This is a genomic window from Pseudomonas sp. NFX224, assembly GCF_048565165.1.
Taxonomy (GTDB): domain Bacteria; phylum Pseudomonadota; class Gammaproteobacteria; order Pseudomonadales; family Pseudomonadaceae; genus Aquipseudomonas.
This window is the reverse complement of sequence record NZ_CP183416.1, coordinates 5,117,103-5,142,184: the sequence shown is the minus strand read 5'-3', so window position 1 is coordinate 5,142,184 and position 25,082 is coordinate 5,117,103. Positions and strand designations below refer to the sequence as shown.

The 25,082-nt window shown below is 59.5% G+C and carries 23 protein-coding genes and 1 pseudogene; 13 read left to right on the top strand and 11 right to left on the bottom strand.

What is annotated here, in order from left to right; translation table 11 throughout:
- Window positions 1–87 precede the first annotated feature (87 nt).
- Entirely contained in the window at window positions 88–1,230 is a 1,143-nt protein-coding gene (ampC, locus tag ACNYC6_RS23435; protein ID WP_419709370.1) for a class C beta-lactamase, read from the top strand.
- Window positions 1,231–1,319: 89 nt separating this feature from the next.
- Here ampC and ACNYC6_RS23430 read toward each other — a convergent pair whose 3' ends face one another.
- Window positions 1,320–1,655 (bottom strand): DUF6124 family protein, encoded by a 336-nt coding sequence (locus tag ACNYC6_RS23430; protein WP_419709369.1) that lies wholly within the window; start codon window positions 1,653–1,655, stop codon window positions 1,320–1,322.
- A 515-nt stretch (window positions 1,656–2,170) separates the two neighbouring features.
- On the opposite strand from ACNYC6_RS23430, the pseudogene ACNYC6_RS23425 reads away from it, so the two are divergent.
- Both ACNYC6_RS23425 and ACNYC6_RS23420 read left to right on the top strand, forming a co-directional pair.
- A pseudogene (locus tag ACNYC6_RS23425) lies at window positions 2,171–3,537 on the top strand (AAA family ATPase).
- Window positions 3,530–4,165 carry a TIGR02646 family protein gene (locus ACNYC6_RS23420; RefSeq protein WP_419709368.1) on the top strand — a complete coding sequence of 212 codons (636 nt, stop codon included), beginning with the start codon at window positions 3,530–3,532 and terminating at the stop codon, window positions 4,163–4,165. Before ACNYC6_RS23425 ends, ACNYC6_RS23420 begins: the two are co-directional and overlap by 8 nt.
- A 191-nt stretch (window positions 4,166–4,356) precedes the next feature.
- Here ACNYC6_RS23420 and ACNYC6_RS23415 read toward each other — a convergent pair whose 3' ends face one another.
- The 3 genes from ACNYC6_RS23415 to ACNYC6_RS23405 all read right to left on the bottom strand — a co-directional run bounded on the left by ACNYC6_RS23415 (window position 4,357) and on the right by ACNYC6_RS23405 (window position 6,838).
- The gene (locus ACNYC6_RS23415; RefSeq protein ID WP_419709367.1) at window positions 4,357–4,911 is read right to left on the bottom strand and encodes a DUF4174 domain-containing protein; all 555 of its coding nucleotides are present in this window, start codon (window positions 4,909–4,911) and stop codon (window positions 4,357–4,359) included.
- 280 nt (window positions 4,912–5,191) lie between these two features.
- The gene (locus tag ACNYC6_RS23410) at window positions 5,192–5,977 is read right to left on the bottom strand and encodes a sulfite exporter TauE/SafE family protein (RefSeq protein ID WP_419709366.1); all 786 of its coding nucleotides are present in this window, start codon (window positions 5,975–5,977) and stop codon (window positions 5,192–5,194) included.
- A 123-nt stretch (window positions 5,978–6,100) separates the two neighbouring features.
- Complete coding sequence (locus ACNYC6_RS23405; protein ID WP_338581996.1) at window positions 6,101–6,838, bottom strand: hypothetical protein; 738 nt, start codon at window positions 6,836–6,838, stop codon at window positions 6,101–6,103.
- Window positions 6,839–7,057: 219 nt separating this feature from the next.
- On the opposite strand from ACNYC6_RS23405, the gene ACNYC6_RS23400 reads away from it, so the two are divergent.
- Together ACNYC6_RS23400 and ACNYC6_RS23395 are read left to right on the top strand one after the other, a co-directional pair.
- Entirely contained in the window at window positions 7,058–7,879 is an 822-nt protein-coding gene (locus ACNYC6_RS23400; RefSeq protein ID WP_419709365.1) for an aldo/keto reductase, read from the top strand.
- Between the two features lie 27 nt (window positions 7,880–7,906).
- Window positions 7,907–8,377 (top strand): DUF1810 domain-containing protein, encoded by a 471-nt coding sequence (locus tag ACNYC6_RS23395; RefSeq protein WP_419709364.1) that lies wholly within the window; start codon window positions 7,907–7,909, stop codon window positions 8,375–8,377.
- On the opposite strand, the gene ACNYC6_RS23390 is transcribed toward ACNYC6_RS23395, so the two are convergent.
- The gene (locus tag ACNYC6_RS23390; protein ID WP_419709363.1) at window positions 8,342–10,702 is read right to left on the bottom strand and encodes a DNA polymerase II; all 2,361 of its coding nucleotides are present in this window, start codon (window positions 10,700–10,702) and stop codon (window positions 8,342–8,344) included. The two genes, ACNYC6_RS23395 and ACNYC6_RS23390, sit on opposite strands and share 36 nt — an antisense overlap.
- Window positions 10,703–10,934: 232 nt before the next feature.
- Between ACNYC6_RS23390 and ACNYC6_RS23385 the strand changes: the two genes are divergently transcribed.
- A complete protein-coding gene (locus ACNYC6_RS23385; protein WP_084323695.1) occupies window positions 10,935–11,375 on the top strand; it encodes a CBS domain-containing protein in 441 nt (146 codons plus the stop codon).
- 67 nt (window positions 11,376–11,442) lie between these two features.
- On the opposite strand, the gene ACNYC6_RS23380 is transcribed toward ACNYC6_RS23385, so the two are convergent.
- A complete protein-coding gene (locus tag ACNYC6_RS23380; protein WP_419709362.1) occupies window positions 11,443–12,066 on the bottom strand; it encodes a glutathione S-transferase N-terminal domain-containing protein in 624 nt (207 codons plus the stop codon).
- Window positions 12,067–12,217: 151 nt separating this feature from the next.
- On the opposite strand from ACNYC6_RS23380, the gene ACNYC6_RS23375 reads away from it, so the two are divergent.
- From ACNYC6_RS23375 to ACNYC6_RS23360, 4 genes are all read left to right on the top strand, one after another.
- Window positions 12,218–12,739 (top strand): DUF3455 domain-containing protein, encoded by a 522-nt coding sequence (locus ACNYC6_RS23375; RefSeq protein WP_419709361.1) that lies wholly within the window; start codon window positions 12,218–12,220, stop codon window positions 12,737–12,739.
- 108 nt (window positions 12,740–12,847) lie between these two features.
- Entirely contained in the window at window positions 12,848–13,375 is a 528-nt protein-coding gene (locus tag ACNYC6_RS23370; protein ID WP_419709360.1) for a sigma-70 family RNA polymerase sigma factor, read from the top strand.
- Window positions 13,372–14,076: an anti-sigma factor gene (locus ACNYC6_RS23365; protein WP_419709359.1), complete on the top strand. Its 705-nt coding sequence runs from the start codon at window positions 13,372–13,374 to the stop codon at window positions 14,074–14,076. Before ACNYC6_RS23370 ends, ACNYC6_RS23365 begins: the two co-directional genes overlap by 4 nt.
- A gap of 145 nt (window positions 14,077–14,221) precedes the next feature.
- Window positions 14,222–14,623, top strand: coding sequence for a hypothetical protein (locus ACNYC6_RS23360; protein WP_419709358.1), 402 nt, complete (start codon window positions 14,222–14,224; stop codon window positions 14,621–14,623).
- A gap of 79 nt (window positions 14,624–14,702) precedes the next feature.
- Here the strand turns inward: ACNYC6_RS23360 and ACNYC6_RS23355 are convergent, their stop codons facing one another.
- Window positions 14,703–15,788: a DUF1615 domain-containing protein gene (locus ACNYC6_RS23355; RefSeq protein ID WP_419709357.1), complete on the bottom strand. Its 1,086-nt coding sequence runs from the start codon at window positions 15,786–15,788 to the stop codon at window positions 14,703–14,705.
- 274 nt (window positions 15,789–16,062) lie between these two features.
- On the opposite strand from ACNYC6_RS23355, the gene ACNYC6_RS23350 reads away from it, so the two are divergent.
- Both ACNYC6_RS23350 and ACNYC6_RS23345 read left to right on the top strand, forming a co-directional pair.
- On the top strand, window positions 16,063–18,267 hold the full coding sequence (locus ACNYC6_RS23350; RefSeq protein WP_419709356.1) for a TonB-dependent receptor: 2,205 nt from the start codon (window positions 16,063–16,065) through the stop codon (window positions 18,265–18,267).
- Window positions 18,268–18,369: 102 nt separating this feature from the next.
- Entirely contained in the window at window positions 18,370–19,905 is a 1,536-nt protein-coding gene (locus ACNYC6_RS23345; protein ID WP_419709355.1) for an FAD-dependent monooxygenase, read from the top strand.
- A 117-nt stretch (window positions 19,906–20,022) separates the two neighbouring features.
- On the opposite strand, the gene ACNYC6_RS23340 is transcribed toward ACNYC6_RS23345, so the two are convergent.
- A complete protein-coding gene (locus tag ACNYC6_RS23340) occupies window positions 20,023–20,733 on the bottom strand; it encodes a glutathione binding-like protein (protein ID WP_419709354.1) in 711 nt (236 codons plus the stop codon).
- 367 nt (window positions 20,734–21,100) lie between these two features.
- Here ACNYC6_RS23340 and ACNYC6_RS23335 point away from each other — a divergent pair, with 367 nt between their 5' ends.
- Entirely contained in the window at window positions 21,101–21,775 is a 675-nt protein-coding gene (locus ACNYC6_RS23335; RefSeq protein WP_419709353.1) for a histidine phosphatase family protein, read from the top strand.
- A 124-nt stretch (window positions 21,776–21,899) separates the two neighbouring features.
- Here the strand turns inward: ACNYC6_RS23335 and mnmH are convergent, their stop codons facing one another.
- The 3 genes from mnmH to ACNYC6_RS23320 form a co-directional block, all read right to left on the bottom strand.
- Complete coding sequence (mnmH, locus tag ACNYC6_RS23330) at window positions 21,900–23,003, bottom strand: tRNA 2-selenouridine(34) synthase MnmH (protein ID WP_419709352.1); 1,104 nt, start codon at window positions 23,001–23,003, stop codon at window positions 21,900–21,902.
- The gene (gene selD / locus ACNYC6_RS23325; protein ID WP_419709351.1) at window positions 23,003–24,037 is read right to left on the bottom strand and encodes a selenide, water dikinase SelD; all 1,035 of its coding nucleotides are present in this window, start codon (window positions 24,035–24,037) and stop codon (window positions 23,003–23,005) included. The genes mnmH and selD overlap by 1 nt, the downstream gene beginning before the upstream one ends.
- Before the next feature lie 61 nt (window positions 24,038–24,098).
- Window positions 24,099–25,055: a quinone oxidoreductase family protein gene (locus ACNYC6_RS23320; RefSeq protein ID WP_419709350.1), complete on the bottom strand. Its 957-nt coding sequence runs from the start codon at window positions 25,053–25,055 to the stop codon at window positions 24,099–24,101.
- Window positions 25,056–25,082 lie beyond the last annotated feature (27 nt).

Here is a 25,082-nt window from a genome sequence, read left to right as displayed (position 1 = left end):
AGCCGCCCATCAACGGCCCGGGTTTAAAGATCGAGGTTTTACCGCCTAGAATGGCGCGCATCTGAATCAACAACGGACAACATCAACATGGATCGCCTGAAAACGCTCGCGGTTTGCCTGGGACTGCTGACCGCAGGCCAATGCGTCGCACAGGACCCCATCGAGTCGGTGGTGAATGCCGCTGTTAAACCGGTCATGCAGAAAGAAGGCATTGCCGGAATCGCCGTGGCTGTTACCGTCAACGGCCAGCAGCACTTCTTCAACTACGGCGTGGCATCGAAAGAAACCGCCAAACCGGTCACTGAAAACACCCTGTTCGAGATCGGCTCGGTCAGCAAGACCTACACCGCCACTCTCGCCGCCTATGCCATAGCCAATGGCAAATTATCCCTGAACGACAAGGCCGGCCAGATCCTGCCAGCCTTGCGCGGCAGCGCCTTCGACAACATCAGCGTATTGCAACTGGGCACCTACAGCGCCGGCGGCTTGCCGCTGCAATTCCCTGCTGAATTCGATTCACCCGACAACATGCTCGGCTACTACCAACAGTGGAAATCGGCTTACGCCCCCGGCAGCCACCGACTGTATTCGAACCCCAGCATCGGCTTGTTCGGCTACCTGGCCGCGCACAGCCTGGGTCAGCCGTTCGATGAGGTGATGGCAGACACCCTGCTACCGAAACTCGGCCTGAAACACACCTACCTGAAAGTGCCGCAGGACCAGATGGGGCTTTATGCCCAGGGATACAACAAGGACGACAAACCGGTGCGGGTCGGGCCGGGGGCGCTGGATTCCGAAGCGTACGGGGTAAAAACTAGCGCTGTGGATTTGCTGGCATACGTTGAAGCGAACCTGAAACCGTCGCACCTGGAAAAAACGTTGCAGCAGGCGATTGCGTTGACGCACACCGGCTATTACACCGTCGACAACATGACCCAAGGCCTGGGGTGGGAGCTGTATCGCTACCCCATTACCCTCGACCAACTGCTGGCGGGCAACTCGACGCCGATGGCAATGGAGCCGCACAAAGTCCAATGGTTGAATCCACCACAAGCGCCAGCGCACGACTTGCTGATCAACAAGACCGGTTCGACTGGCGGGTTTGGGGCTTACGTTGCGTTCGTGCCGTCGAAGGACATGGGGATTGTGATTCTGGCGAACAAGAATTATCCGAATGCGCAGCGGGTCAGGATTGCGCATCAAATACTGAGTGCCCTGCCCTCGCTGTAGCAGCTGCTACGGATTTTTGTGGCGATAGAAATGGGCGACCTCTTGAGGTCGCCCATTTTCCTTCGGATCAGTTCAGCACCCGATGCGCCTTATGGCGGATCGATATTGTCCAGCGCCTTGTTCACCAACAACTCCCCCACCACTGCCAATTGCTGAATCGACAGCGCCACATTGCGCTTGGAACTTTCCAGATCGCAGGCCAGATCGGTGATCAGAACGTTGAGGGAGGCAAGGGTTTCGCTGGCGTGGCATAACAGGGTTGGAGTGTCGACGCCGGGGATGATGGTGAAGATGTGGCTGACAGGGTCGGATTGTCTGGGGTTGCGCAGGCGGGCGCTGATGGCGGGTTCGGTGGTGTCACAGAGTGGTGCGGGTTCGAGTGGATCGGAAGGGGATTCGGGAGGACTGGGAGTTACTTTTTTCATTGTGAAGCTCCAGTAGCAAGTTATGGGAGCTAACCATCCCCATTTCCACATGAGGGTGGCAGCTATGCGCGGTGTGGAAGACCGGGGCTACTGGAACCCGGCGCACTCGCGAGTGCCCCGCGCACAGCCGCCATAACACGACAATGTTGACATAAAAAACGCCAACAAGTGTTTACGAGCGATTGCGCGCCAGCAGCAAAATAACAGACTTCCACGTCCGGCCGCTGATTTTGCAGCGGCTGAAAAAGGGTATCGATGCGACCCAAATCGCACCAGTTCACCAACGCCGCCGTGCCTTGCAGGAAACTTCCGAAGTAGATGAGAGCTCTTGCCTACACTCATGTCCATGAGCATCTCGTTACAAATACCTTTTTACTCATGCCGGTTGTGATGCGGGTGAAACCGTTGTATTTATTGCCCCCAAGCCTGCGAACGCCGTCGGATCAATCCGTGGTCGGGAATGACATAATGCACGATCAAGTATTCAAACCGACTGACCGTTAAAGGGCGTTGTAATGGAAATCAACAGTTTCAAGCTCACGGATGTCGGTCGATTCACCGAGGTGGACGTTCACTTGGCCCCCACCCCAGAACACTCCTCGAACGTGACGGTACTGGTGGGGAACAACGGTGCCGGGAAAACTACCCTTTTAAAATCACTAGCCACCGCTTTGAGCTGGTTGGTTGCCAGGATTCGCTCTGAAAAAGGCAATGGTAGCTACCTTACAAATGAAGACATTCGAAACGGGGGTTCAGTCGCCGTTGTTGCGATTGCTGTGATAGACCGCGCACCGTCACGTTCAAATTTTCCTGAATTTACCCTGAAGATGTTTTGTTCGTTTGGACCACTGCCCGCGGTAAAAGAGGGAGAAAGACCGCTGTACATAGCGGGTTAGTGGATGCCACGCGCCTGGCTGACCACTATCGCAACAAGCTGGCAGCAGACGATAAAGCCTCACTCCCCCTGATCGCCTACTACCCTGTAGAACGCTCAGTTCTGGAAATACCTCTAAAAATCCGCACCAAACACACCTTCGATCAACTCGACGGCTACGACAACGCATTAAACCGCGGCGTCGACTTCCGCCGTTTCTTCGAATGGTTTCGCGAACGCGAAGACAGCGAAAACGAAACCGGCGTTTCCGATACCGCATTGGCCGAAATTTCCGCGAGGTTCGGCAATGACAGTGATATCTGGAAAACCCTTTCCCAGCTGAAGGCATCTTCCCGTGATCGTCAGCTAACAGCCGTCCGTTCCGCCATCGCTGCTTTCATGCCCGGGTTCAGCAACCTGCGCGTGCAACGCAAACCCCGCCTGCACATGGCCATCGACAAGGACGGCGTTACGCTCAACGTCTCGCAACTCTCGCAGGGGGAAAAGTCGCTGATGGCGTTGGTCGGCGACATCGCGCGCCGATTGGCGATGATGAATCAGTCGCTGGACAACCCGTTGGAAGGAGACGGCATCGTCCTGATCGACGAGGTCGATCTGCACCTGCCCCCCAAATGGCAGCGCAGTCTGATTCGGCAATTGAGCGAGACTTTCCCCAATTGCCAGTTTGTCCTGACCACCCATTCACCATTGGTCATCAGCGACGCAAAAGGTGTGTTGTGTTACGTGCTCGATGATGGCGAGCTGCGCGAACACAATGGTTTGTATGGGCTGGATGCCAATCAGGTGCTGCTTGAAGTCATGGACACCGATGTGCGCAACAGCGAAGTGCAAAAACGCCTGAACCAGTTGATCAAGCATTTGCAGGATGGTGATCTGGAAAACGCCAAAGGGCTCTTCGCCGCGCTTTCAAATGAGCTTCCCGAAGGTCATCTGGAGCTAGCGAAGGCTGCATTGTTGATCCGTAAACTGGAGTTGCGTCGTGCGTAAAATCGACAAGGGCACGGAGCCGACTTCGTTGACTCGTTTCAGAAGCTCAAACAGGACGTCGCGTTACAGGGATTTGCCTCCTGCAGAGAGAAGCTCGATTCGCTCTTCGTGCATCTCTGAACAATTTGGCTTATGCGCGTATTGCTGTCAGTCGATCACGGTTGATAGCGCCCATAACGAACATCTTGAGGCCCAGGATCTCGCGCCGAATCGAACCCTGGATTTTTCCAACATCGTCGCCAGTTGCCAGCGTATCCATCAATGCGGTCATGGCCGAAATACACGACACCTGCCACTTACGCCGTTGATGGTCGAATGCGAAACCGAATTGAGGTTTTATTTGTCCGGGTTGGTAACGGGAAAAACCGAGCGGGCCAGGGTTTCCATCGAGACATTGAACCTGGGTCATTCCGAGGACAGCAATAGAGGCCTGATTGGTTCGCGCAAACAGTTGGTCGAGGCACTGATTTACAGCCTGAACACTGCTCCCGAAGACTTGCAGTTTGAAGACGAAGAGTTTCTGGACCTGTTGCTGGAGGACCTGAAAGCACCGGTTGCAGGCCAAAGCCTTCAGCCTTTTGCCCCGGTCCTCGCCAACGTCATTCATCACTTCCTGGCTCAACCCTAAAAATCACTTTCAGCATTGAGGGCAGTCGCTACAACTGGTAACCCAATCCTTTAGCAGCTGGCGCAGCCCGCGTTCGGCTGCACAGCAGTCGTTATCCGGCGAATGCAGTGCACCTGAAAGAACGCGGTTGCAGGTTTTACGACTGCTGCGCAGCCGGACGCAGCCTCGCAGGCTCGGCAGCTGCTACAAGATCAGTCGTCCGGCATTTCAGGGGGTTTGGTGGGTTTGGCCGGCTTGCTGTTTTTGGTGGTTTTGGCGCCTTTGGCGGCAGGTTCTGGCTCGGCGGCAGGCGTTGCTATAGTAGGCGGCGGGGTTTCTTTCTCAGCCGCTGGCAACTGGTCGACGGCAGCGAAAATCTCTTCCAGCTTGACGGTATCCGCTTGTTCGAATTTCTTTTCGCCGTCCTTGCCGACCAGAATCACTTTGGTCTTGGCGCCGGCGCCCATCTTCAGCGAGCGGATCAATGCCGCCGTGTCTTGCGGCCCCAAGTCCTTGCCGTCGCGTTGGCCCATCAGGTTGAGCACGGTGTACAGCACCATGTTGCGATCGGTGAAGCCCTTGCGATTGGCCGGCTCATCCAGCGACTTTTTCAGACCCAACCAGGTTGGGTCAACGGTGCTTGGAGCGATGACAATCAGTGGCCGGGACCTGCCCTTGTCCATGTCCAGCGGTGAGTCGCCATCGGCGGCGAACAGGGGGCCGGCAATCGCCAGCAGGGTAGCCAGGGTCAGTGACCTGATGAGCATGCGCATCTCCTTTTGATATCCACGCTCTAATGATTGCGCATTGCGGCGTTCGTTCCGGTGACGCTTCGCAAATGTGGTTCGCCTTGCCCCAAGCTTAGGTCAGCGCGGTCAATGCGCAACAGGCCGAATGGATCTGAAACCATTACAAAGCGCTACCTGAAAAGGGATAGCGGCCAATGGAATCAATGCTCATGCGAGGGGACGGCGGGTGTATTTCGATGACCTGGACGGGCATCTGCTGGAAATACTCACCCGCGAATGAGGCTGGCGCCAGGTTGAATCAGAACGCCAGTTTGTAGCCGATCAGTACCAGCATCGTCGCCAGGCAAGGACGCAGCACTTCATCGGAGATGCGTCCGGTCAGGTGACTGCCCAGGTAAATCCCCGGCAGCGAACCGACCAGCAAGTAACCCAGCACGTGCCAATCCATGTTGCCCATGCTCGCATGACCCAGACCGGCGACCAGCGTCAGCGGCACGGCGTGCGCGATTTCCGTGCCGACCAGGCGGCGGGTCGGCAATAGCGGATAAAGGATGAACAACGCGACAGTGCCCAGGGCACCAGCGCCGATGGACGTCAACGCAACCATGGCGCCCAGGACCAGACCGGTGACGACGGTCAGGGCATTGAGGCGTGGGCCGCTTGGGTTGTAATTGCCGCCTGCGCGTTTGTGGGCGAAATCGAGCAGACGCTTCTTGAACAGAATGGCCAGCGCCGTGGCAAACAACACGAAGCCCAGGGCTTGCTTGATGATCGCGTTCATCGCGTCGGGGCTGGAATGCAAAGTGCTGAGGAACCACAGTGTCAGCATCACCGCCGGCACACTGCCGAGGGTCAGCCACCCGGTGATCTTCCAGTCGATGTTGTTGTTCTTCCTGTGAACCAGCACGCCACTGGATTTGGTGATGGCCGCGTACAGCAAATCGGTGCCGACTGCCGTCGCCGGGTTGATGCCGAACCACAGCAGGATCGGCGTCATCAACGACCCGCCACCCACGCCCGTCATGCCGACGATGAAGCCGACGACCAGCCCGGCTACGACCAACCCGATGTTCACTAAATCCATTGATACGTCCACATAGACCGCAGGGAAAATCTGGCCCGCAGCATAGCGATTTTTCTTATAACCAGTTATATCGTTACGATCTATCTTTATGCCCTAGCGCATTTCCCACCTGTAATGGTGCTTTCACTGTACGGGGAGGAAATTCAGAAACAGCAGGCTCTGCGCATAATTCAAACCGATTCGCCGGTAGCGCTCATCGAGCATCTGGGTCAGCAGGTCCAGCCGCGCAACGATCTTGCCGAACTCCACGGCAAAACTCAGGTTGCTCCCCTCCTCCGAAATTTCGTTGGAGAACAGCATCGGCTGGCCGTCCTTGTTCTGACGCTGGCTCAAGATCCAGGTGGCGATTTCGATGTTGCGCGCGGCGTTGCTGACGAACGTCGGGTTGATCGCGTCCGTCATGTAGAACTCCAGGCGATTGCCGTGGGCGGTGACCAGCATGCTGCCGATGGCATAAATAAACGCCCCGACCCGGTCGCCGAGAAACTCCGGACTCATGGCGAAACGCAACGCTGCCAGGTCTTTTTTTCCGCCCAGGGTGGGCAATGGCTGTTGCTGTTCAATCGCCATACGTACTTGCTTGCCAGCGGTGCGGGCGTCGAGGAAGCCGGATTTTTTCAATTCATCGGGGTTGCGCAGGTAGAGCTTGCTCATCAGCAGATAAAGGCTGTCGAGGTTGTCACGCATGGTCAGCGTGGCCATGCGGTCGACGCTCGTTTGCAGGAATTCCTGGGGTTTTCCTTCGCGGATCTGGGTGAAAAGGTCATTGCCTGGCTGATGGCTGCAGCCGCTGGCGCAGAGCAGCAACAGACCGGCCAACAGGCGAACGCGGACAAGGTTAAAGGGCAACACTCGAACCATAAGGGATTGGACTGGCACATTCCTGTGCGGCGGGATTCGCCGCAACGGCAATGGATAGAGCCGGTCAAGTTGAAAAAGTGCAGTGGCGGGGGTGAACAATCGATCACCGGCATTCCGGCTGCTTGCGTACGCAAGCAATAACGGATACGTCCTCGACCAAAGGAACCCACCCGCTATCCTGATGCCAACCACAGTAAAGCAGCAAAAAAGGAAACAGGTATGCGTACGCTACAACTGGCCGGCACCCAAGTCCCGGTCATTGGCCAGGGCACCTGGCAGATGGGCGAAGACCACTCCCGCCAAAAAGAAGAAGTCGCCGCCCTGCGTCAGGGCATCGAACTGGGCATGACCCTGATCGACACCGCCGAAATGTACGCCGAAGGCGGCGCCGAGCAAATCGTGGCGCAAGCCATCGCCGGTCAGCGCGACAACGTCTTCCTCGTCAGCAAGGTCTACCCACACAACGCCAGCCGCCAAGGCATACCCCAAGCCTGCGAGCGCAGTCTGGAAAGGCTCAAGACCGACCACATTGACCTGTATCTACTGCACTGGCGCGGCCAGTATCCATTAGAAGAAACCGTCGAAGCCTTCGAACGCCTGCGCGAAACCGGCAAGATCGGCCGCTGGGGCGTGTCCAATTTCGATGTCGATGATCTGCAGGAACTGAACGCCCCTTCCTGCGCCACCAATCAGGTGCTCTACAACCTGGCAGAACGTGGCATAGAATTTGATCTATTACCCTGGTGCCAGCAGCACCAGATGCCGGTCATGGCCTACTGCCCGATCGGCCAGGGTGGCAAGATGCTCGGCAACGCTACGCTCAAACAAGTGGCGGCTCGCCACGGCGTGACGCCCGCCCAGGTATCGCTGGCATGGCTGCTGCGCCAGGACGGAGTGATCGCCATCCCCAAGGCGGTCCGCCCCGAACACGTACGACTCAATGCGCAAGCAGCGCAGTTGAAACTGGAGACTGGGGATCTGGAGGCGCTGGACCAAGCGTTTCACGCGCCCAAACGCAAGCAGCGACTGGCCATGGTCTGAGCCATTGCGCTGTCAGAGGGCTTCGACATGAGAAGCACCGATCAACCGGACGACTTCAACCTGCAACGCTTTATCCAGGCGCAAGACCCAGTGTTCGACCGGGTCCAGGCCGAATTGAATGCCGGCCACAAACGCAGCCACTGGATGTGGTTCGTCTTTCCGCAATTTTCCGGGCTGGGCGGCAGCGAAATGTCCCGACACTACGCAATCCGCTCCCGGGAAGAAGCGCAGGCCTACCTCGATCACCCCCTGCTGGGTGCCCGGTTGCGCACGTGCACCCAGGAAGTGCTGAACATCGAACAACGTTCGGTGGCGGCCATTTTCGGCCATCCCGATGACCTGAAATTTCATTCATCGATGACCCTGTTCGCCCAGGTCGCCGCCGCCGACAGTCCCTTCCACCAGGCCTTGAACCAGTACTTCCACGGCATCCTCGATGATTGGACGTTGTCGCTGATGGACTCAAAACAAGCCCAGTTGCCCACCAATCAGGGTTGAGAAATCGTCATCGACAAACGGCAGGATCGCGTCCGCCACCGGTTGCAGCTGTTTGCTGATGTAGTGATCGTAATCGATGGGCGCGCTGCGGATTTCCAGCGGCTCGGGGCCGGCGACGGTGATCACGTAACTGATCCAGCCACCGTTCTGGTACTGCCTTGGGCGGCCCTGCCGGTCGTTGTATTCGTCGGCGATGCGCGCTGCCCGTACATGCGGCGGCACGTTGCGCTGATAGTCGTCGAGGGTGCGACGCAGGCGCTTGCGGTAGATCAGGCGATCGTCGAACTCGCCGGCCAGGGTCTTGCGCACGTAATCGCGCACGTAGTCCTGATACGGCTTGCGGTGGAAGATCATTGAATACAGCTCTTGCTGGAACTGCCGGGCCAGCAGCGACCAGTCGGTGCGCACGGTTTCCAGGCCTTTGTAGACCATCTCGTCGGTGCCATCAGCACGGGTGACCAGTCCGGCATAACGCTTCTTGCTGCCCTCCTCCGCCCCACGAATGGTCGGCATCAGGAAGCGCTTGTAGTGTGTTTCGTACTGCAATTCCAGCGCACTCTCCAGGCCGTACTTCTCCCGCACATGCTCCCGCCACCACTGATTGACGTGATCCACCAGCGCTTGGCCGATCTGCGCGGCTTCCTGTTGGCCGTGGGCGCGGCGCAGCCAGACGAAGGTCGAGTCAGTGTCGCCGTAAATCACCGTGTGGCCCTGGGCTTCGATCAACTGGCGGGTGCGCAGCATGATCTCGTGACCGCGCAAGGTAATGGATGACGCCAGGCGCGTATCGAAAAAGCGGCAACCGCTGGAACCCAGCACGCCGTAGAAGGCGTTCATGATGATCTTCAGCGCCTGCGACAGCGGCGCATTGTGTTCGCGCTTGGCGGTTTCCCGGCCCTCGGCGACCCGCGAGACGATGGCCGGCAAACAATGCCGCGTGCGGGAAAACCGCGCTCCGCGAAAGCCCGGCACCGAGTCGGCATCGTCAGGGTGCTTGAGCCCTTCGATCAGCCCCACCGGGTCGATGAGGAACGTGCGGATGATCGACGGATAGAGACTTTTGTAGTCGAACACCAGCACCGATTCGTACAGGCCCGGTTGCGAGTCCATGACAAAACCACCGGGGCTGGCTTGCGCTGGCTTACTGCCCAGGTTCGGCGCGACAAAGCCCTGGCGATGCATCAACGGCATGTAGAGATGGGTGAACGCCGCCACCGAACCGCCCATGCGGTCCACCGGCAAACCGGTGACGCTGGCGCGTTCCAGCAGGAACGTCAGCAACTCGGTCTTGGCGAAAATCCGCGTGACCAGTTCGCAGTCCTTGAGGTTGTATTTGGCCAGCGCCGGTTTGTCCTCGGCGAACATGCGATTGATTTCGTCCATGCGCTGGTACGGATTGTCGATGGACTTGCCTTCGCCCAGCAGGGTTTGCGCGACGTTTTCCAGGCTGAATGACGGGAAACTCCACGTCGCCGAACGCAGGGCTTCGATACCGTCGATGATCAGCCGGCCGGCGGCGGAGGCAAAGTAATGGTTGCCGCTGCCGTGTTCGCGCCACTGCATTTCCTCGCCGGCGCGCCCCAGTTTCAGCGGCACCGCCAGGCGCCGGGCGTGTTCGTGCAGCACCCGCAGGTCGAACTGTACGACGTTCCAGCCAATGATGGCGTCGGGGTCATGCCGGGCGAACCAGTCGTTGAGTTTTTTCAGCAACAGGGTTCGCGATTCGCAGTATTCGAGCTGGAAATCCACCTCGCTGTCGTCGCCGTTGGCCGGGCCGAGCATGTACACCTGACGCTCGCCGCAGCCTTCAAGGGCGATGGAATACAAATCGCCCTGAGCGGTGGTTTCGATGTCCAGCGAGACCAGTTTCAGGCTCGGTCGATAATCGGGATCGGGTTTCATCTGTGCATCGAGCAGCAGGCCATCGGCCCCCGGCGTGCCGCCAAAACGTACCGGCGCAGTGATGAACCGTTCCATCATGTAGCGCTCCGGCGGGCGCACGTCCGCTTCGTACACCTCAACGCCGGCCCGGCGCAGCGCGGTTTCCAGACGCATCAACTGTCCGTGTTGCCGGCAATACAAACCGAGCACCGGGCGATGTTCGAAATCCAGCAGGGCCAGGGGTCTGAGCTCGACGTTTTTCTCGTCGTGCAACAGCGCCTCGGCCTGCTCACGCTGCGCGGCCGCAATGAACGCCACCGACGGCTGATGAGGCAGGCGGATACGCTGCGGACCATTGTCGGTCGCCAGCCAGAACTCGACTTCCGTACCCGCCGGGGTATCGCGCCAATGCCGGGTCAGGACGAAGCCCTGGGGTAAATCCACCACTGCAAACCTCAGATTTGATTCAGGGTGATGATTCTACGCGTGATCGCCGACGATAGCCCCCGAACATCACGTTGCCGCCCACCGCCCCGCAGACTCGGCAGCTGCTAAAGAATTTTGGGAAAAAACCGTCGAATGACGTTTTTTGAGTGTTATCTGCCGCTTTCGCCCTTGCCCTGAACGCTCGCGTCTACGATTCTTCAATAACAACGACAACACCCGGGAAACCGCCATGAAAACCGTCGCGCAACTGCTCAAGCTGAAAGATCAGAAAAACCAGGAAGTGCACCAGATCAAACCGGATCACATGGTGCTCGAAGCGCTGATGAAAATGGCCGAAAAGAACGTCGGTGCCTTGCTGGTGGTGGAAAACGACCAAGTGCTGGGCATCATCAGCGAACGGGACTACGCGCGCAAACTGGTGCTGCATGGCCGTTCTTCGGTCGGTACGCCGGTGCGCGACATCATGGTGTCGCCGGTGATCACCGTGGACACCCACCAGACCGTCGACACCTGCCTGGGCATCATGTCCGACAGACGCCTGCGTCACCTGCCGGTGGTGGAAAACGGCAAATTGATCGGCCTGCTGTCGATCGGCGACCTGGTCAAGGAAGCCATTGCCGAACAGGCTGAATTGATTCGGCAGCTGGAGCAATACATTCGCGGGGAATAGCTCCCACACACAATAAAACCCTGTGGGAGCGAGCAGGCTCGCTCCCACATTTGTTCGGCGGCGCGCTTCAGGCAGGCCAATGCCGGGCGAAGATCGGTGCCAGTGTCGGATGCCGATCAATGCGTTCCAACCACGCCGAGAACCCCGGTCGGGTCTTGCGCAAATGCTCCCGGCTCCCCGCCCATCGCGTAATCACCGCAGCCAGCACATCCAGCGCGCCTGGTTTTTCGTCCCCCAGATACAGCTCTGCGGAAAACTGGTCGGCAAACACTTCCCAACTCCAGTGAAGACGCTGCCGGGCGCCAGCCATGAGGTTTTCTCGCGACGCCTCATCCGCCCTGACCAGCCAGCGCTCGGGGTAATCGATGATGCCAATGGCCGCATAACAATTGCTGACGATGTACACCAGCCCGCGAATGACCTGGTCTCGTTCGGCGGCCTCATACGGCAACAGCTTCGAGCGGGGAAACGTCATCCCGAGATGAATCAGGATCGCGGCGCTCTCGGTGAGGATGCCGCCATCGGGCAGTTGCAGCGTGGGGATCTGCTTGAGCGGGTTGAGCTTTTCCAGGGCCTGGGCGGCCTCCGGGGACGACTTGACATCGATGAAACGGTAGGGAATCTCACACAGCTCCAGTGCGGCCTCGATCGCCGCCGCGCCCGAATTCTGATGACCATAGAGCTGGTACATACACACCTCCTTGGGTTGCTCTCTAGCAGCTGACTCTGACCCGGTTGAAAAAATTCTTCGGCGCACTGCATCCAAAACGCTTTGCCAAGGGTAGTACCTGTAGCAGCCCCTGTTGCTGTCGAGCGCAGTACCCACTTTCGGAGAGCTTTTGATGAACGCCAAACAGCTGATTTGCCTTGTCGGATTGTTCACCGCCATCCCTGCGGCCTACGCCCAGACCGACCTGCCCGACAGCATCAAGGTGCCGGACGGGCACAAGGTCGCCATGGAAACCACCGGGGTCGGCGAAATCACCTACGAATGCCGTGACAAGGCCAATGCAGCCGGCCAGACCGAATGGACCTTCGTCGGCCCCAAAGCCGTGCTCAATGATCGCAGCGGCAAGCAGGTCGGCACCTATTTCGGACCACCGGCCACCTGGCAGGCCAAGGACGGGTCGAAAGTCACTGGCACCCAATTGGCTGTCGCACCGTCGAGTCCGGGCAACCTGCCCTACCAATTGGTCAAGGTCAATCCGGCCGAAGGCAAAGGCGCCATGAGCGGCGTCAGTTACATCCAGCGTGTTGCCCTCAAGGGTGGCGTCGCGCCGGGCACCGAGTGCACGACGGCCAATAAAGGCAAGCAGGAAGTGGTGAAGTATCAGGCGGATTACATTTTCTGGGCGGCCAGTTGAGGCCCGGAATCCGACTGGACCTCCTGGGGGAGCCGAGTGGCTCCTACAGGAGTGCCGTTTGTTTGCTAGATTGCATTCGACATTTCACCCCATTGCCGGCCGAGAACAGTGTCCCTGCCCGAACCGTTTTTTGATTACGAACAGCACCTGGCTCGCTGCGCTCGCGGCGAGCGTCAGGCCCTGCACGATTTGTATGTGCAAGAGAGCCCGCGTCTGCTGGGGGTCGCCAAGCGTCTGGTGCGCGATACGGCACTGGCCGAGGACATCGTCCACGATGCGTTCCTGAAGATCTGGAGCGGCTCCGGGCGTTTTGACCCGACGCGGGGTACCGCTCGAGGCTGGATGTTCAGCGTGACCCGGCATCTGGCACTCAACCACCTGCGCGATCACAGCCGCGAGGTGCAAGGCGATGTCGATCTGCCGGACGATGTAGAGAGCTTCGAAATACAGGAACACTCGGCACGCATCCATCTGTGCCTGGAACAACTGGAACCGGCGCGGCGCAGCTGCATTGTGCACGCCTACGTCGACGGTTATTCCCACGCGCAGATCTCACACAAACTTGGCACGCCGCTGGGCACCGTCAAAGCCTGGATCAAGCGGAGCCTGACGGCATTGCGGGAGTGCATGGGATGATCACCAGACCCACCGACGAAACCCCGGAAGCGCTCGATGAACTGGCCAGTGAATATGTGCTGGGTACGCTGTCGGCCGAACGGCGAACGGAAGTTCATCGACGCCTGCACAGCGATATCGGGCTGCGCACCGCGATAGACACTTGGGAGCGCCGGTTGCTGGGCCTGACCGAACTGGCCGAGCCGTACACCCCATCGACACATTTGTGGCGGCGCATCGAACGCAGCCTGAATGCCTTCAATCGCCAGCCAACGGCGTCGTCCTGGTGGAACCGCTTGCCATTGTGGCGCGGGCTTACCGGTGCCGGGCTGGCCGCGACACTGTTGCTGGGTACGATGCTGATCACGCAAACCACGGTCAAACCGACGTACCTCGTGGTGCTGGTCGCTCCGCAGGACAAGGCGCCGGGCTGGGTGATCCAGGCCAGCAACCCGAGGGAAATCCAGTTGATCCCGTTGGGCATTGTGGAAGTACCCGCAGACAAGGCGCTGGAATTCTGGACCAAAGGCGAAGGCTGGCAAGGGCCGGTGTCACTCGGTTTGGTGAAACCGGGCCAGACACTGTCAGTGCCGCTGGATAAGTTGCCGCCGCTGGAACCGAACCAGTTATTCGAACTGACCCTGGAAAACCCCAATGGCTCGCCAATCGGCAAACCGACCGGGCCTATTCAGTTCATCGGTCGCGCGGTGAAAGTGCTCTGAGCGGCATCATCAGCCTCACGACAGGTATGTCGCTCGCTCTATCAATGCCGTCGATGTTCACAATCACGTCAATGAAGTTCTCTTAAAAATTCCGCGGCGTAACATCTGCTCCATACCAACCCATAACACCCCGGAGCACACGATCATGAAACGCCAAACCATCCTCAGCATCGTTTTCTCGGTTTTCGCAGTTAACGCTTTTGCCGCTACTTCTGCTCAACCTGTCATCGCTGAAGGCGGTGCGGATCGTCTGATCGAAAGCCGTGTTGCGGAAGGTGGTTCGGATCGCCTGATCCAGAATCGTGTCGCTGAAGGCGGTTCTGATCGCCTGATCGAAAACCGCGTCGCTGCCGATGGTTCGGATCGTCTGAAAGGTAACGAAGTGGCTGCCGATGGTTCGGATCGTCTGAAAGGTAACGAAGTCGCCGCTGATGGCTCGGACCGTCTGCAAGGCAACACCGTCGCCGCCGATGGCTCGGATCGCTTGAAAGGTAACGAAGTGGCTGCCGATGGCTCCGACCGCCTGCAAGGCAACGCCGTCGCCTAAGAAAATTACTTCACCGCAACACCCAACAAAAAGCCCGGCCTGATCAGCCGGGTTTTTCATGCTTGTTTTTCAGGTCCGTTCAGCGCGCCATGCAGCGCTGATAACGCTCATCGACCCGTTTGGCAAACCATGCCGTGGTGAGTTTGCGGGTTATTTTCGGGCTTTTCAGCACGATCCCCGGCAGCACCGCGCGGGGCAATGGCCGCCCTTCAGCCTTTTCCGCCAATGCAAAGACCCGCTGATAGAGCTTGCTGTTCTCGAACGCCAGCGAGTTGCCCTCCTCCAGTTGATCCCTGATCGTCGGATTACGCATGTCCAGTTGCTTGCCGAGGGTGCGGACCGCCAGTTCCGTGGCGCCGGGCATGATCGAACCGTAGCGGACCAGATCGCCATCCAGCGCCAGAGGGATGCCCGAAGCCCGACTCACGGCATTCTGGAACGCGGCATTGCGGCTGGCGTACCAGCCGGCGTTGAAATCGGCGAAGCGATACAGCGGCTGCGGATAACTCACCTGATACCCGAGCAAATGGGCGATGCCGAAGTACATGCCGCCGCGACGGGTAAAGACTTCACGGCGGATCGAACCGTCCACCGGGTAGGGATAATCCTTGGCCTGTTGCTCGGCAAACTCGATGCTGACTTGCATCGGCCCGCCGGTGTGCACCGGGTTGAAGCCTGCGAACAACGTCTTGCCCATGGGCACCATGCCGATGAAATCATCAAAAATCGCGCTCAGATCCTTTTCACTGCGCGCCGCATTCAAGCGGTCGCTATAGGTTTTGCCATTGGGCGAACTGACTCGCAGTGCACCGCTGACCAACAGGCCGGGAATGTGCGCCGAGGCTGCCCGGCGGTCGATTTCGTCACGGGCGATCTTGCCCAGGCCGGGCACTGTCGGATCAACCTGAAAAGTCGATTCCTGCTCGGTGACGGCCAGTACCGCGCAGAGGTTTTGCGTGGTTGGCGCGATGTTCTGCGCGGCAAACGCCGCATAGATATCCGTGGCCCAGCCCTGACGATCGACGGTTTTCGCCGGTAGCAGGCGCACGATTTCGGCCTTGACCTCGGCGGGTTTGCGCGCCAGTGGCTCCTGGGGCCGTTGACTGCTGCAACCGGCGAGCACCAGCAACGCGGCGAGACTCATGATCAATCGATGGGCGTGCATGTGGCTCCTGGTTATTGGATGCGCCGGGTCGACGATAAGGCCGATCGCATGGTGCTGGCTATGACCATGGCTTGCGAGGCTCCGTTCATTTGTAGCAGCTGCCGAGCTTGCGAGGCTGCGTTCGGCAGCTGCTACAGACCGTATCGGTAATGACAAACGGCTTGTGCAACACATTTGGTAACGACTACCATTTGTGTCTGGAGTCGCATTTGCGCAAGGAGTACCCGCGCCGTTCCAACTTACCTATCGGCGGCGCGCCGCCCAGGACCGGACCATGACTTCTCCAGCCCTCCCCTGCGTTCCTTTTCGCCCGACCCTACTCGCCCTGCTCTGCTCAATGTCCATGACGGCCTTTGCGGCAACGCCCGAACCCACCAACGGAAAACCGCTGGTGCTGGGCGATGTCAACGTCAATGCCGACGCCCCGGTGCCACCGGATCTGCCTCCCGTGTACGCCGGGGGTCAAGTCGCACGGGGCGGGCAACTGGGCGTGCTGGGCAACCAGGACATCATGGACGTGCCCTTCAGCGTGACCGCCTACACCGAAGAACTCATCCGCGACCAGCAAGCGGAAAACGTCGGTGATGTGCTGCTCAACGATTCGTCGGTGCGCCAGGCCTCCGGGTTTTCCAACCAGGCGCAGACCTTCATGATCCGCGGCCTGCCGCTCAACGGCGACGATATTTCCTTCAATGGCCTGTACGGCATTCTGCCGCGGCAGATCATTTCCACCGATGCCCTGGAGCGCGTGGAAGTGTTCAAAGGCCCGAACGCCTTCATCAACGGCGTGACCCCGTCCGGCTCCGGCATCGGCGGCGGCGTCAACGTGCAACCCAAGCGCGCCACGGACACGCCCTTGCGACGCTTCACCATGGACATCAGCGATGACGGCCGCATCGGCGAGCACATCGATGTCGGTCAGCGCTTTGGCGAAGACAACCGCTTTGGCGCACGAATCAACCTGTCCCAGCGCGAAGGCGACACCGCCATCGACGATGAAAACCAGCGCTCCAAGCTGTTCGCCATCGGCCTGGACTACCGCGGCGATGCCCTGCGCATTTCCGGCGACTTCATCTATTCCAAGGAACGCATCAACGCGGGCCGCAGCTCGGTGAACCTGGGCAACACCACGCACATCCCGGATGCGCCATCGGCCGACACCAACTACGCGCAGAAGTGGGGCTTCAGCCAGATCGAAGACACCTTCGGCATGCTGCGCGCCGAGTACGACCTGAACGAGAGCTGGACGGCCTATGTCGCTGCCGGCGCCAAGCACACCCGCGAGGTCGGCAACTACGACGGCACCACCCTGGTCGGTAACGATGGCAGCTCCACCACCTCCGGCTCGTTCATTCCCCACGATGAGGACAACTCCAGCGCCATGGGTGGCCTGCGTGGCAGGTTCGCCACCGGCCCGGTCACCCACCAACTCAACATTGGCCTGGCCGGTGTCTGGACCCAACAGCGCAACGCCTTCGATTTTGACCTGACTCAATACCCGAACAACATCTATCACCCGGTGGACGTGCCGGCGCCCCAGCCCGGCTTCTCCGGCGGCGACTTGCATGATCCCGGCATCACCGGCAAAACCTTCGCCCGCAGTGGCGCAGCTTCCGACACCCTGGGCTTCATGGATGACCGGTTATTGGTGACCGTCGGCGTGCGGCGCCAGCAACTGGTGGTGCAGAACTACGCCTATGGTTCCGGGCCGCGCACCTCCAACTATGACAAGTCGATCACCACCCCGGTCTACGGCATCGTGTTCAAGCCGTGGGAACACGTGTCGTTCTATGCCAACCGCATCGAAGGCCTGGCTGAGGGTCCGATTGCACCGACCACTGCCGGCTCGCGTGTGGTGGTCAACGGCAACGAAGCCTTTTCACCGGCGCGTTCCAAACAGATCGAAGCCGGCGTGAAAGTCGACATGGGCACCTATGGCGCCACGCTCGGCGTGTATCGCATCGAGCAACCGGCCGATGGCTACACCCAGGCCATCGACGACACCACGGCAGCGTTCATTCACGACGGTGAGCAGGTGAACAAAGGTGTGGAGCTCAACATCTTCGGTGAGCCGCTCGAAGGCCTGCGCTTGCTCAGTGGTGTGACGGTCATGGACACCGAACTGAAGAAAACCCAGGACGGCCTCAACGACGGCAACCACGCCATCGGCGTACCGACCTTCCAGTTCAACGCCAGCGTCGATTGGGATGTCCCCGGCCTGCAAGGCGTTGCCCTCAACGGGCGGATGTTGCGTACCGGCGGCCAGTACGCCGATGCGGCGAACAACCTCAGCCTGCCGACCTGGAACCGCTTCGACGCCGGCGCGCGTTACGCCTTCAAGGTCCAGGAAAAAGACGTGACCTTGCGCTTCAACGTCGAGAACGTGGCCAACAAGGCGTACTGGGAATCGGCCCAGGGCGGCTTCCTGACCCAAGGTGAACCACGGACAGCGAAGTTGTCGGGCACGATCGACTTCTGATCGCTGAATGCATTGCCTGTCGCTCATTTCCGTTTGGCGGCCAATCTGGCCGCCCCGCAAGGCTGGACCATACTTGCTGCACACGGAAAGGAGGACAGGCTCATGCAGCGTAGCGACGTGTTGATCATCGGCGCCGGGCCGACCGGGCTGGTACTGGCACTGTGGCTGAGCACACTGGGAATCCGCGTGCGGATTCTCGACAAAACCTCGACACCCGGAACCACGTCCCGAGCGTTGGCCGTGCAGGCGCGGACGCTGGAGTTGTATCGCCAGCTCGGCCTTGCCGACGCGATCGTCGAAAGAGGCCACCGCGTAGCGGCGGCCAATTTCTGGGTCAAGGGCAACGCTGTCGCGCGCCTGCCGCTGAGCCACATCGGCGAAGGCCTCACGCCCTACGCGTTCCTCGAAATATTCCCCCAGGATGAACACGAACGGCTGCTGATCGAACGCCTCGCTACCTTCGGCATCACCGTCGAGCGCGACACTGAGCTGCTCGGTTTCGAGGAAACCGGCGATGACATCACCGCCACGTTGCGCCTGCCCGACGGCCAGCATGAAACCTGTCAGGCCTGTTATCTGGCCGGTTGCGACGGCGCTCGTTCAATCGTGCGCAAAACCCTCGACACCGGGTTTCCCGGCGGCACTTATCAGCAGATTTTCTATGTTGCCGACGTGCAGACCCGCGGGCCGACGGCCAACGGCGAACTGCACCTGGATCTCGATGAAGCGGATTTCCTCGCCGTGTTCCCGTTAGACGGTCATGGCCGTGCGCGCTTGATTGGCACGGTGCGAGACGAACGCGCCGAGCACGCCGAAACCCTGCGATTCGAAGACGTCAGCCGCCAGGCCATCGAGCACATGAAGGTGAAGGTCGAGCAAGTGAACTGGTTCTCGACTTATCGCGTGCATCATCGGGTGGCGGATCACTTCCGCACCGGTCGCGCGTTTTTGCTGGGCGACGCCGCCCATGTGCACAGCCCCGCCGGGGGCCAGGGCATGAATACCGGGATTGGCGATGCAATTAACCTGGCCTGGAAACTCGCGGCCGTATTGAGCGGTGGTGCCGACGCCAAATTGCTCGCCACCTACGAAACCGAGCGCATCGCCTTTGCCCGCAAGCTGGTGGTCACCACCGACCGGGTCTTCACGTTCGCCACCGCCGAAGGCCGCATCGCCGACCTGCTGCGCACGCGCCTGGCGCCGTTCCTGATTCCGAAAATGGCTTTGTTTGAAACCTCCCGCGAATTCCTCTTTCGCACCGTGTCGCAAATCACCCTGAACTACCGGGGTATGCCATTGAGCACGGGCGTTGCCGGACACGTCCACGGTGGCGACCGCCTGCCCTGGGCGCACGATGGCGAGGGCGACAATTTCGAATCGCTGAAGTGTCCGGGCTGGCAGGTGCATGTGTATGGCGACACCAGCGACGAGATGATCGCCTGGTGCAACGAGCATCATTTGCCGCTCCACCTATTCGACTGGCGACCGGCATTTGAAACGGCAGGCCTGGGGCGCAACGGCTTTTATCTGTTGCGGCCCGATACCTATGTGGCGATTGCCGAGACGAGTTCCGATCCGAAGGTGATTGAGCGGTATTTCAGTCATCACGGGATTCGGCCGTTTTTTAACTGTCCCTGACTCACTGAAAATCCATTGTAGGAGCGAGCCTGCTCGCGATGATCGTTAACGATAACGCTGTCAGCCTGACAGCTCGCGGTGCTTTCAGGTTTTTCGCGAGGCACGCTCCTACAGGGATCAGTTGGTGACGGGTTTCGGGATTTCCAACCCGCGCTTCACCGCTGGCCGCGCCAGGAATTTCTCAAGTACGCGGGTGACGTTCGGGAAATTCTGGATGCCGACCAGATCACCGGCCTCATAAAAGCCGATCAGGTTGCGTATCCACGGGAACGTCGCGATATCGGCGATGGTGTAGCGTTCGCCCATGATCCAGTCACGCCCTTCCAGACGTTTATCGAGGACACTGAGCAGGCGCCGGCTTTCCTCGACATAACGGTCACGCGGACGCTTGTCTTCGTAGTCCTTGCCGGCGAATTTGTTGAAGAAACCGAGTTGACCGAACATCGGACCGATCCCGCCCATCTGGAACATCAGCCACTGGAGGGTTTCGTAGCGAGTCGCCCCTTCCTGGGCCAGCAGTTGCCCACTCTTGTCCGCCAGGTAAATCAGGATCGCCCCAGACTCGAACAGCGCCAACGGCTGGCCGTTTGGTCCGTGGGGATCAAGGATGGCCGGGATCTTGTTGTTGGGGTTCAACGACAGGAACTCCGGGGACATCTGATCATTGGTGTCGAAGCCAACGCGATGCGGCTCATAAGGCAGGCCGATTTCTTCGAGCATGATCGAGACCTTGACGCCGTTGGGGGTCGGCAAGGAGTACAGCTGAATCCACTCCGGATACTGGGCCGGCCATTTTTGAGTGATGGGGAACGCAGACAAATCGGTCATGGGTTGGATCCACGAGAAAATTGAGAATGCCGATCATAATGGAGATCACACGGATTGAGACCGTTAGCGCCATCAATAACGCTGATGGTAGAGATCGATGCAGATCACAGTGTGCTTTCGGGCCTTCCGTGTAGGGTGTCCATAAATCCGCAACATCCTGTCGATAACCTTCACTCCAACTCGCTGAAGGTTACCGGTAGATTGCTGCGCTCTCGGCCGGAATCGAACCAATGGGCTTCAGAGGACTCTGAGCACTGCCCCTTTGAAACGGACCGGCTTCACGACATGGAAAACACCCGACTCAGGAAACGTCGCGGTGTAAAGGTTTGTCAGCCTTAACCCAATACGCTGAAGAACCCTTTTTTCAATGAAGAATTTTCTGAAACTCGCCAATCGCGTCAAACATCGCGCCTATATATTCCTGCCCGCCCTGCTGGCAGCTGGCGCGTTGTTCATGTTGCTCGAGTCCCGCGAAAGCCGCGCCCAATCGGCGGACGGCACTCAGACGCTGGTGTTCCTGCGCCACGCCGAAAAACCCGCCGGTGGCCTGGGCCAGCTCAACTGCCAGGGCCTGAACCGGGCGATCGATCTGGCGACGTTGCTTCCGGATAAATTCGGCAAGGCCGACTATGTGTTTGCCGCCAACCCGACGCGCAATGTCGAGGAAGGTGAGCTGGACAACTCCTACAGCTACATCCGCCCGTTGATGACCATCAGCCCCAGCGCGATCAAGCTCGGGTTGCCGGTGAACATCAAATACTCGGCCAACGACACCAGCGACCTGGCCGATGAACTGCTCCACGACAAGTACCACAACTCGGTGATCTACACCGCCTGGTCCCACGGCTATCTGCCGGAGCTGATCAACAAGGTCGCCGGGGAAGCTGTCGGCAAGAAGCAGAAGATCACCGAAGATTGGGAATCCAGTGACTTTGATTCGCTGTACGTGCTGACGTTGACCTGGCACAACGGCAAGGCCAGCCTGCAAAGCCATGTCTACAAGCAGGGGCTGGATAACGGGCAGGAGACTTGCCCGACTTGAGTTTTGCAGTGTCTGCGCTGGCTTCATCGCTAGCAGGCAGCTAGCTCCCACACAGGTTCAGTGAAAGACACAAATCCCCTGTTGGAGCAGCTAGCTGCTAGCGATGAAGCCGGAATGAGCATCCTTACCCTCGCTGACTCACCCGCTCCTGCAAGTACTCGATAACTGCCCCCCGCTCCCCGACAAACTCGATCCGCGCGCCCTTCTTCTCCCGCTGAAAAACGTACATCGGATCGTAATACTCGACCAGCAACCCTTCGATCCAGCCCCGGTGCGAATCCACCGCGCCGCTGCGCCCCTGCTCGGCCAATGCATCTTCCATCAAGAGCAGCATCCGCCGGTGCCGCTCACCGCCAAGACGCTTCTGCACATTGTTCAGGCTCGCCAGCAAACGTTCGGAAAACAGCGCAAAACCTTCGTCGCCATGCACAGCGATGAACTCGGCACACAAGTCCACCACGTAATCGCGCAGGATCCGCTCGACTCGCCCTTGCAGGCTGTCTTCGAGCCAGACCATCGGAAATTGCTGCATGCCCTGATACAGCGGCAGCGGCAGCGCACAACTGCCTATAGCGCGACTCTCGTCCTCCAGGACGAATTGTTCGTGGCCATGGGCGCGTTTTTTCAGCAGATCCACGGCCAGGCGATTCTCGAAATCGATATTCGACGGTTGGCCGGTGGCGCGTTTGCCGAAGCTTGAGCCGCGATGGTTGGCGTAACCCTCAAGGTCCAGCCCGTTGTTCAATTGCGTCAGCACTTCGGTTTTGCCGGTGCCGGTCATGCCGCCCAGTAAAACGAAATCGCAATGGGTGACGGCCTGGTCGACGGTGTCCAGCAGGAACGTACGCATGGCCTTGTAGCCGCCCCCGACGCGCGGATAATCGATACCCGCCTCGTCCTTGAGCCAGCGCTGGACGATCTGCGAACGCAAACCGCCACGAAAACAATACAAATACCCATCGGGATGCGCCCGGGCGAAATCCGCCCAGGCCTGGATGCGTTCGGCCTTGATGGCGCCGGACACCCATTGATGACCCAGTTCGATGGCGGCTTGCTGGCCGTGTTGCTTGTAGCAGGTGCCAATCCGCTGCCGCTCGTGATCGTTCATCAGCGGCAGGTTGATCACACCGGGAAACGCGCCCTTGGCAAATTCGACGGGCGCACGGGCATCCATCATCGGCCGGTCGTTGAGGAAGATGTCGCGGTAATCGGTGTAGTCGACAGACATCAAGACACCTCGACCGCGTTGCTCTGTCGCTCAACCAGTTCGCCGATCGGCGCCAGGTTCAGGCCCAACTCGGCGGCGACCTTGAGGAATTCGCCATTGCCTTCGGGGGTGACTGCGATCAACAGGCCACCGCTGGTTTGCGGATCGCACAGCACGCGTTTGTGCAGTTCCTGCAGGCGCCCGAGTTTGCTGGCGTAGCTGTCGAAATTGCGCAAGGTGCCGCCGGGAACGCAGCCTTGTTCGAGGTAATACTCGACGCCCGGCAAACGTGGCACCCGGTCGTATACGATGCGCGCGGTCAGGTGGCTGCCGTCGGCCATTTCCACCAGATGCCCGAGCAGGCCGAAACCGGTGACGTCAGTCATCGCGGTCACGCCTTCGAGTTTGCCGAAGCGGCTGCCGGGTTTGTTCAGGGTGCACATCCAGTCGCGTGCCAGGCCGATATCGGCGGTGCGCAACTTGCCCTTCTTCTCGGCAGTGGTGAGGATGCCGATGCCCAAGGGTTTGGTCAGGTACAGCAGGCAACCGGCGGTGGCGGTGTCGTTGCGCTTCATGTGGCGCTTTTCCACGAGGCCGGTGACGGCCAGGCCGAAGATGGGTTCCGGCGCGTCGATGGAGTGGCCGCCGGCCAGTGCAATACCCGCCTCGTCACACACCGAACGACCACCACGAATCACTTCCCTGGCAACTTCCGGCGCCAGTACGTTGACCGGCCAGCCGAGGATCGCAATCGCCATCAACGGATCGCCGCCCATGGCGTAGATATCGCTGATGGCATTGGTGGCGGCAATGCGGCCGAAATCGAACGGATCGTCGACGATCGGCATGAAAAAATCCGTGGTCGACACCACGCCACGTTCTTCATCGATGGCGTACACCGCCGCATCATCGCGCGAGGCATTGCCGACCCACAGTTTCGGGTCCAGGTTCTGCGCGCCGCTGCCGGCCAGAATCACTTCCAGTACCTGGGGGGAAATCTTACAGCCACAGCCAGCGCCGTGGCTGTATTGGGTCAGGCGGATCGGCTCGCTCATCAGGGGGCACCTCGCAAAATAATGCGAGGAGTTTATACCAACCCCATTTTGAAGGATCGACTTACGGCAACAGAATCACCTTGTCGCCACTGCCCTGATTCACCTCCGCGTAACGCTCCAGTCCTTCTGCCAATGGCGATTCGAACAGCCCCTGAGGCAACGGCAACAAGTCCTGATCGAAGAACTTGCCGAACTGATCGAGCATCGCCGCACAGGCCTGCACGCCATACAACAACGAGTTGATCCCCACCACCGAACCGCCCTTGCGATACAGCGCCAGCGCCGGCAACTGCACCATGCCATCGACTGGCGCGGCGATGATTGCAATGTGCCCGAACGTGGCCAACGCCGAAACGGAGGCTGGCAGCCAGAAACCGGTGGTGTCGAAGATCACATCGGCGCCACCCGTGAACACAGCGTTCACTTGCGCACCCAGATCCTCGGGTTTATCCAGTTGCAGCGTTTGATAACCCTGGGCCTGCAAGTCCTTGACCTGCTCCGGCCGACGCGCCGCCGCCAGCAGCTTTGCACCCCGGACTTTCGCCAGTGCCAGCGCGGCACTGCCCACCGCCCCGCCACCGATCACCAGCAAACGGGTTTCGGCACTCACCAGGCTGCGCTCCAGTGCATCCCACGCCGTGGTGTAGGGCACGCCCAGGCTGGCGGCTTGAGCGAAGCTCAAATGCGTCGGTTTGAGGGCGACTCCATTGGCCGGCAGTTTGACGAACTGCGCATGGGAGCCATCGGCGAAGAAGCCCAATTCACGTCCCGTTCCCCAAACCTCCTGCCCAAGCAGCGCTTGCGGGCCTTGCACCACGACGCCGGCAAAATCACGGCCGGGAATCCTCGGCAGCGTGGTGTACGGAAAGCGTCCCAAAACGTTCTTCACGTCGCTGGGATTGAGGCCGGCGGCCTTGATCTCCACCAGGACGTCACCCGCACCGGCAACGGGCGTCGGCACGTCGACGTAGCGCAGGGCCGCGAGGTCGCCGGTTTTGTCGAACTGTAATGCTTTCATGAATGTATCCATCGAGTAGGCGAAGCG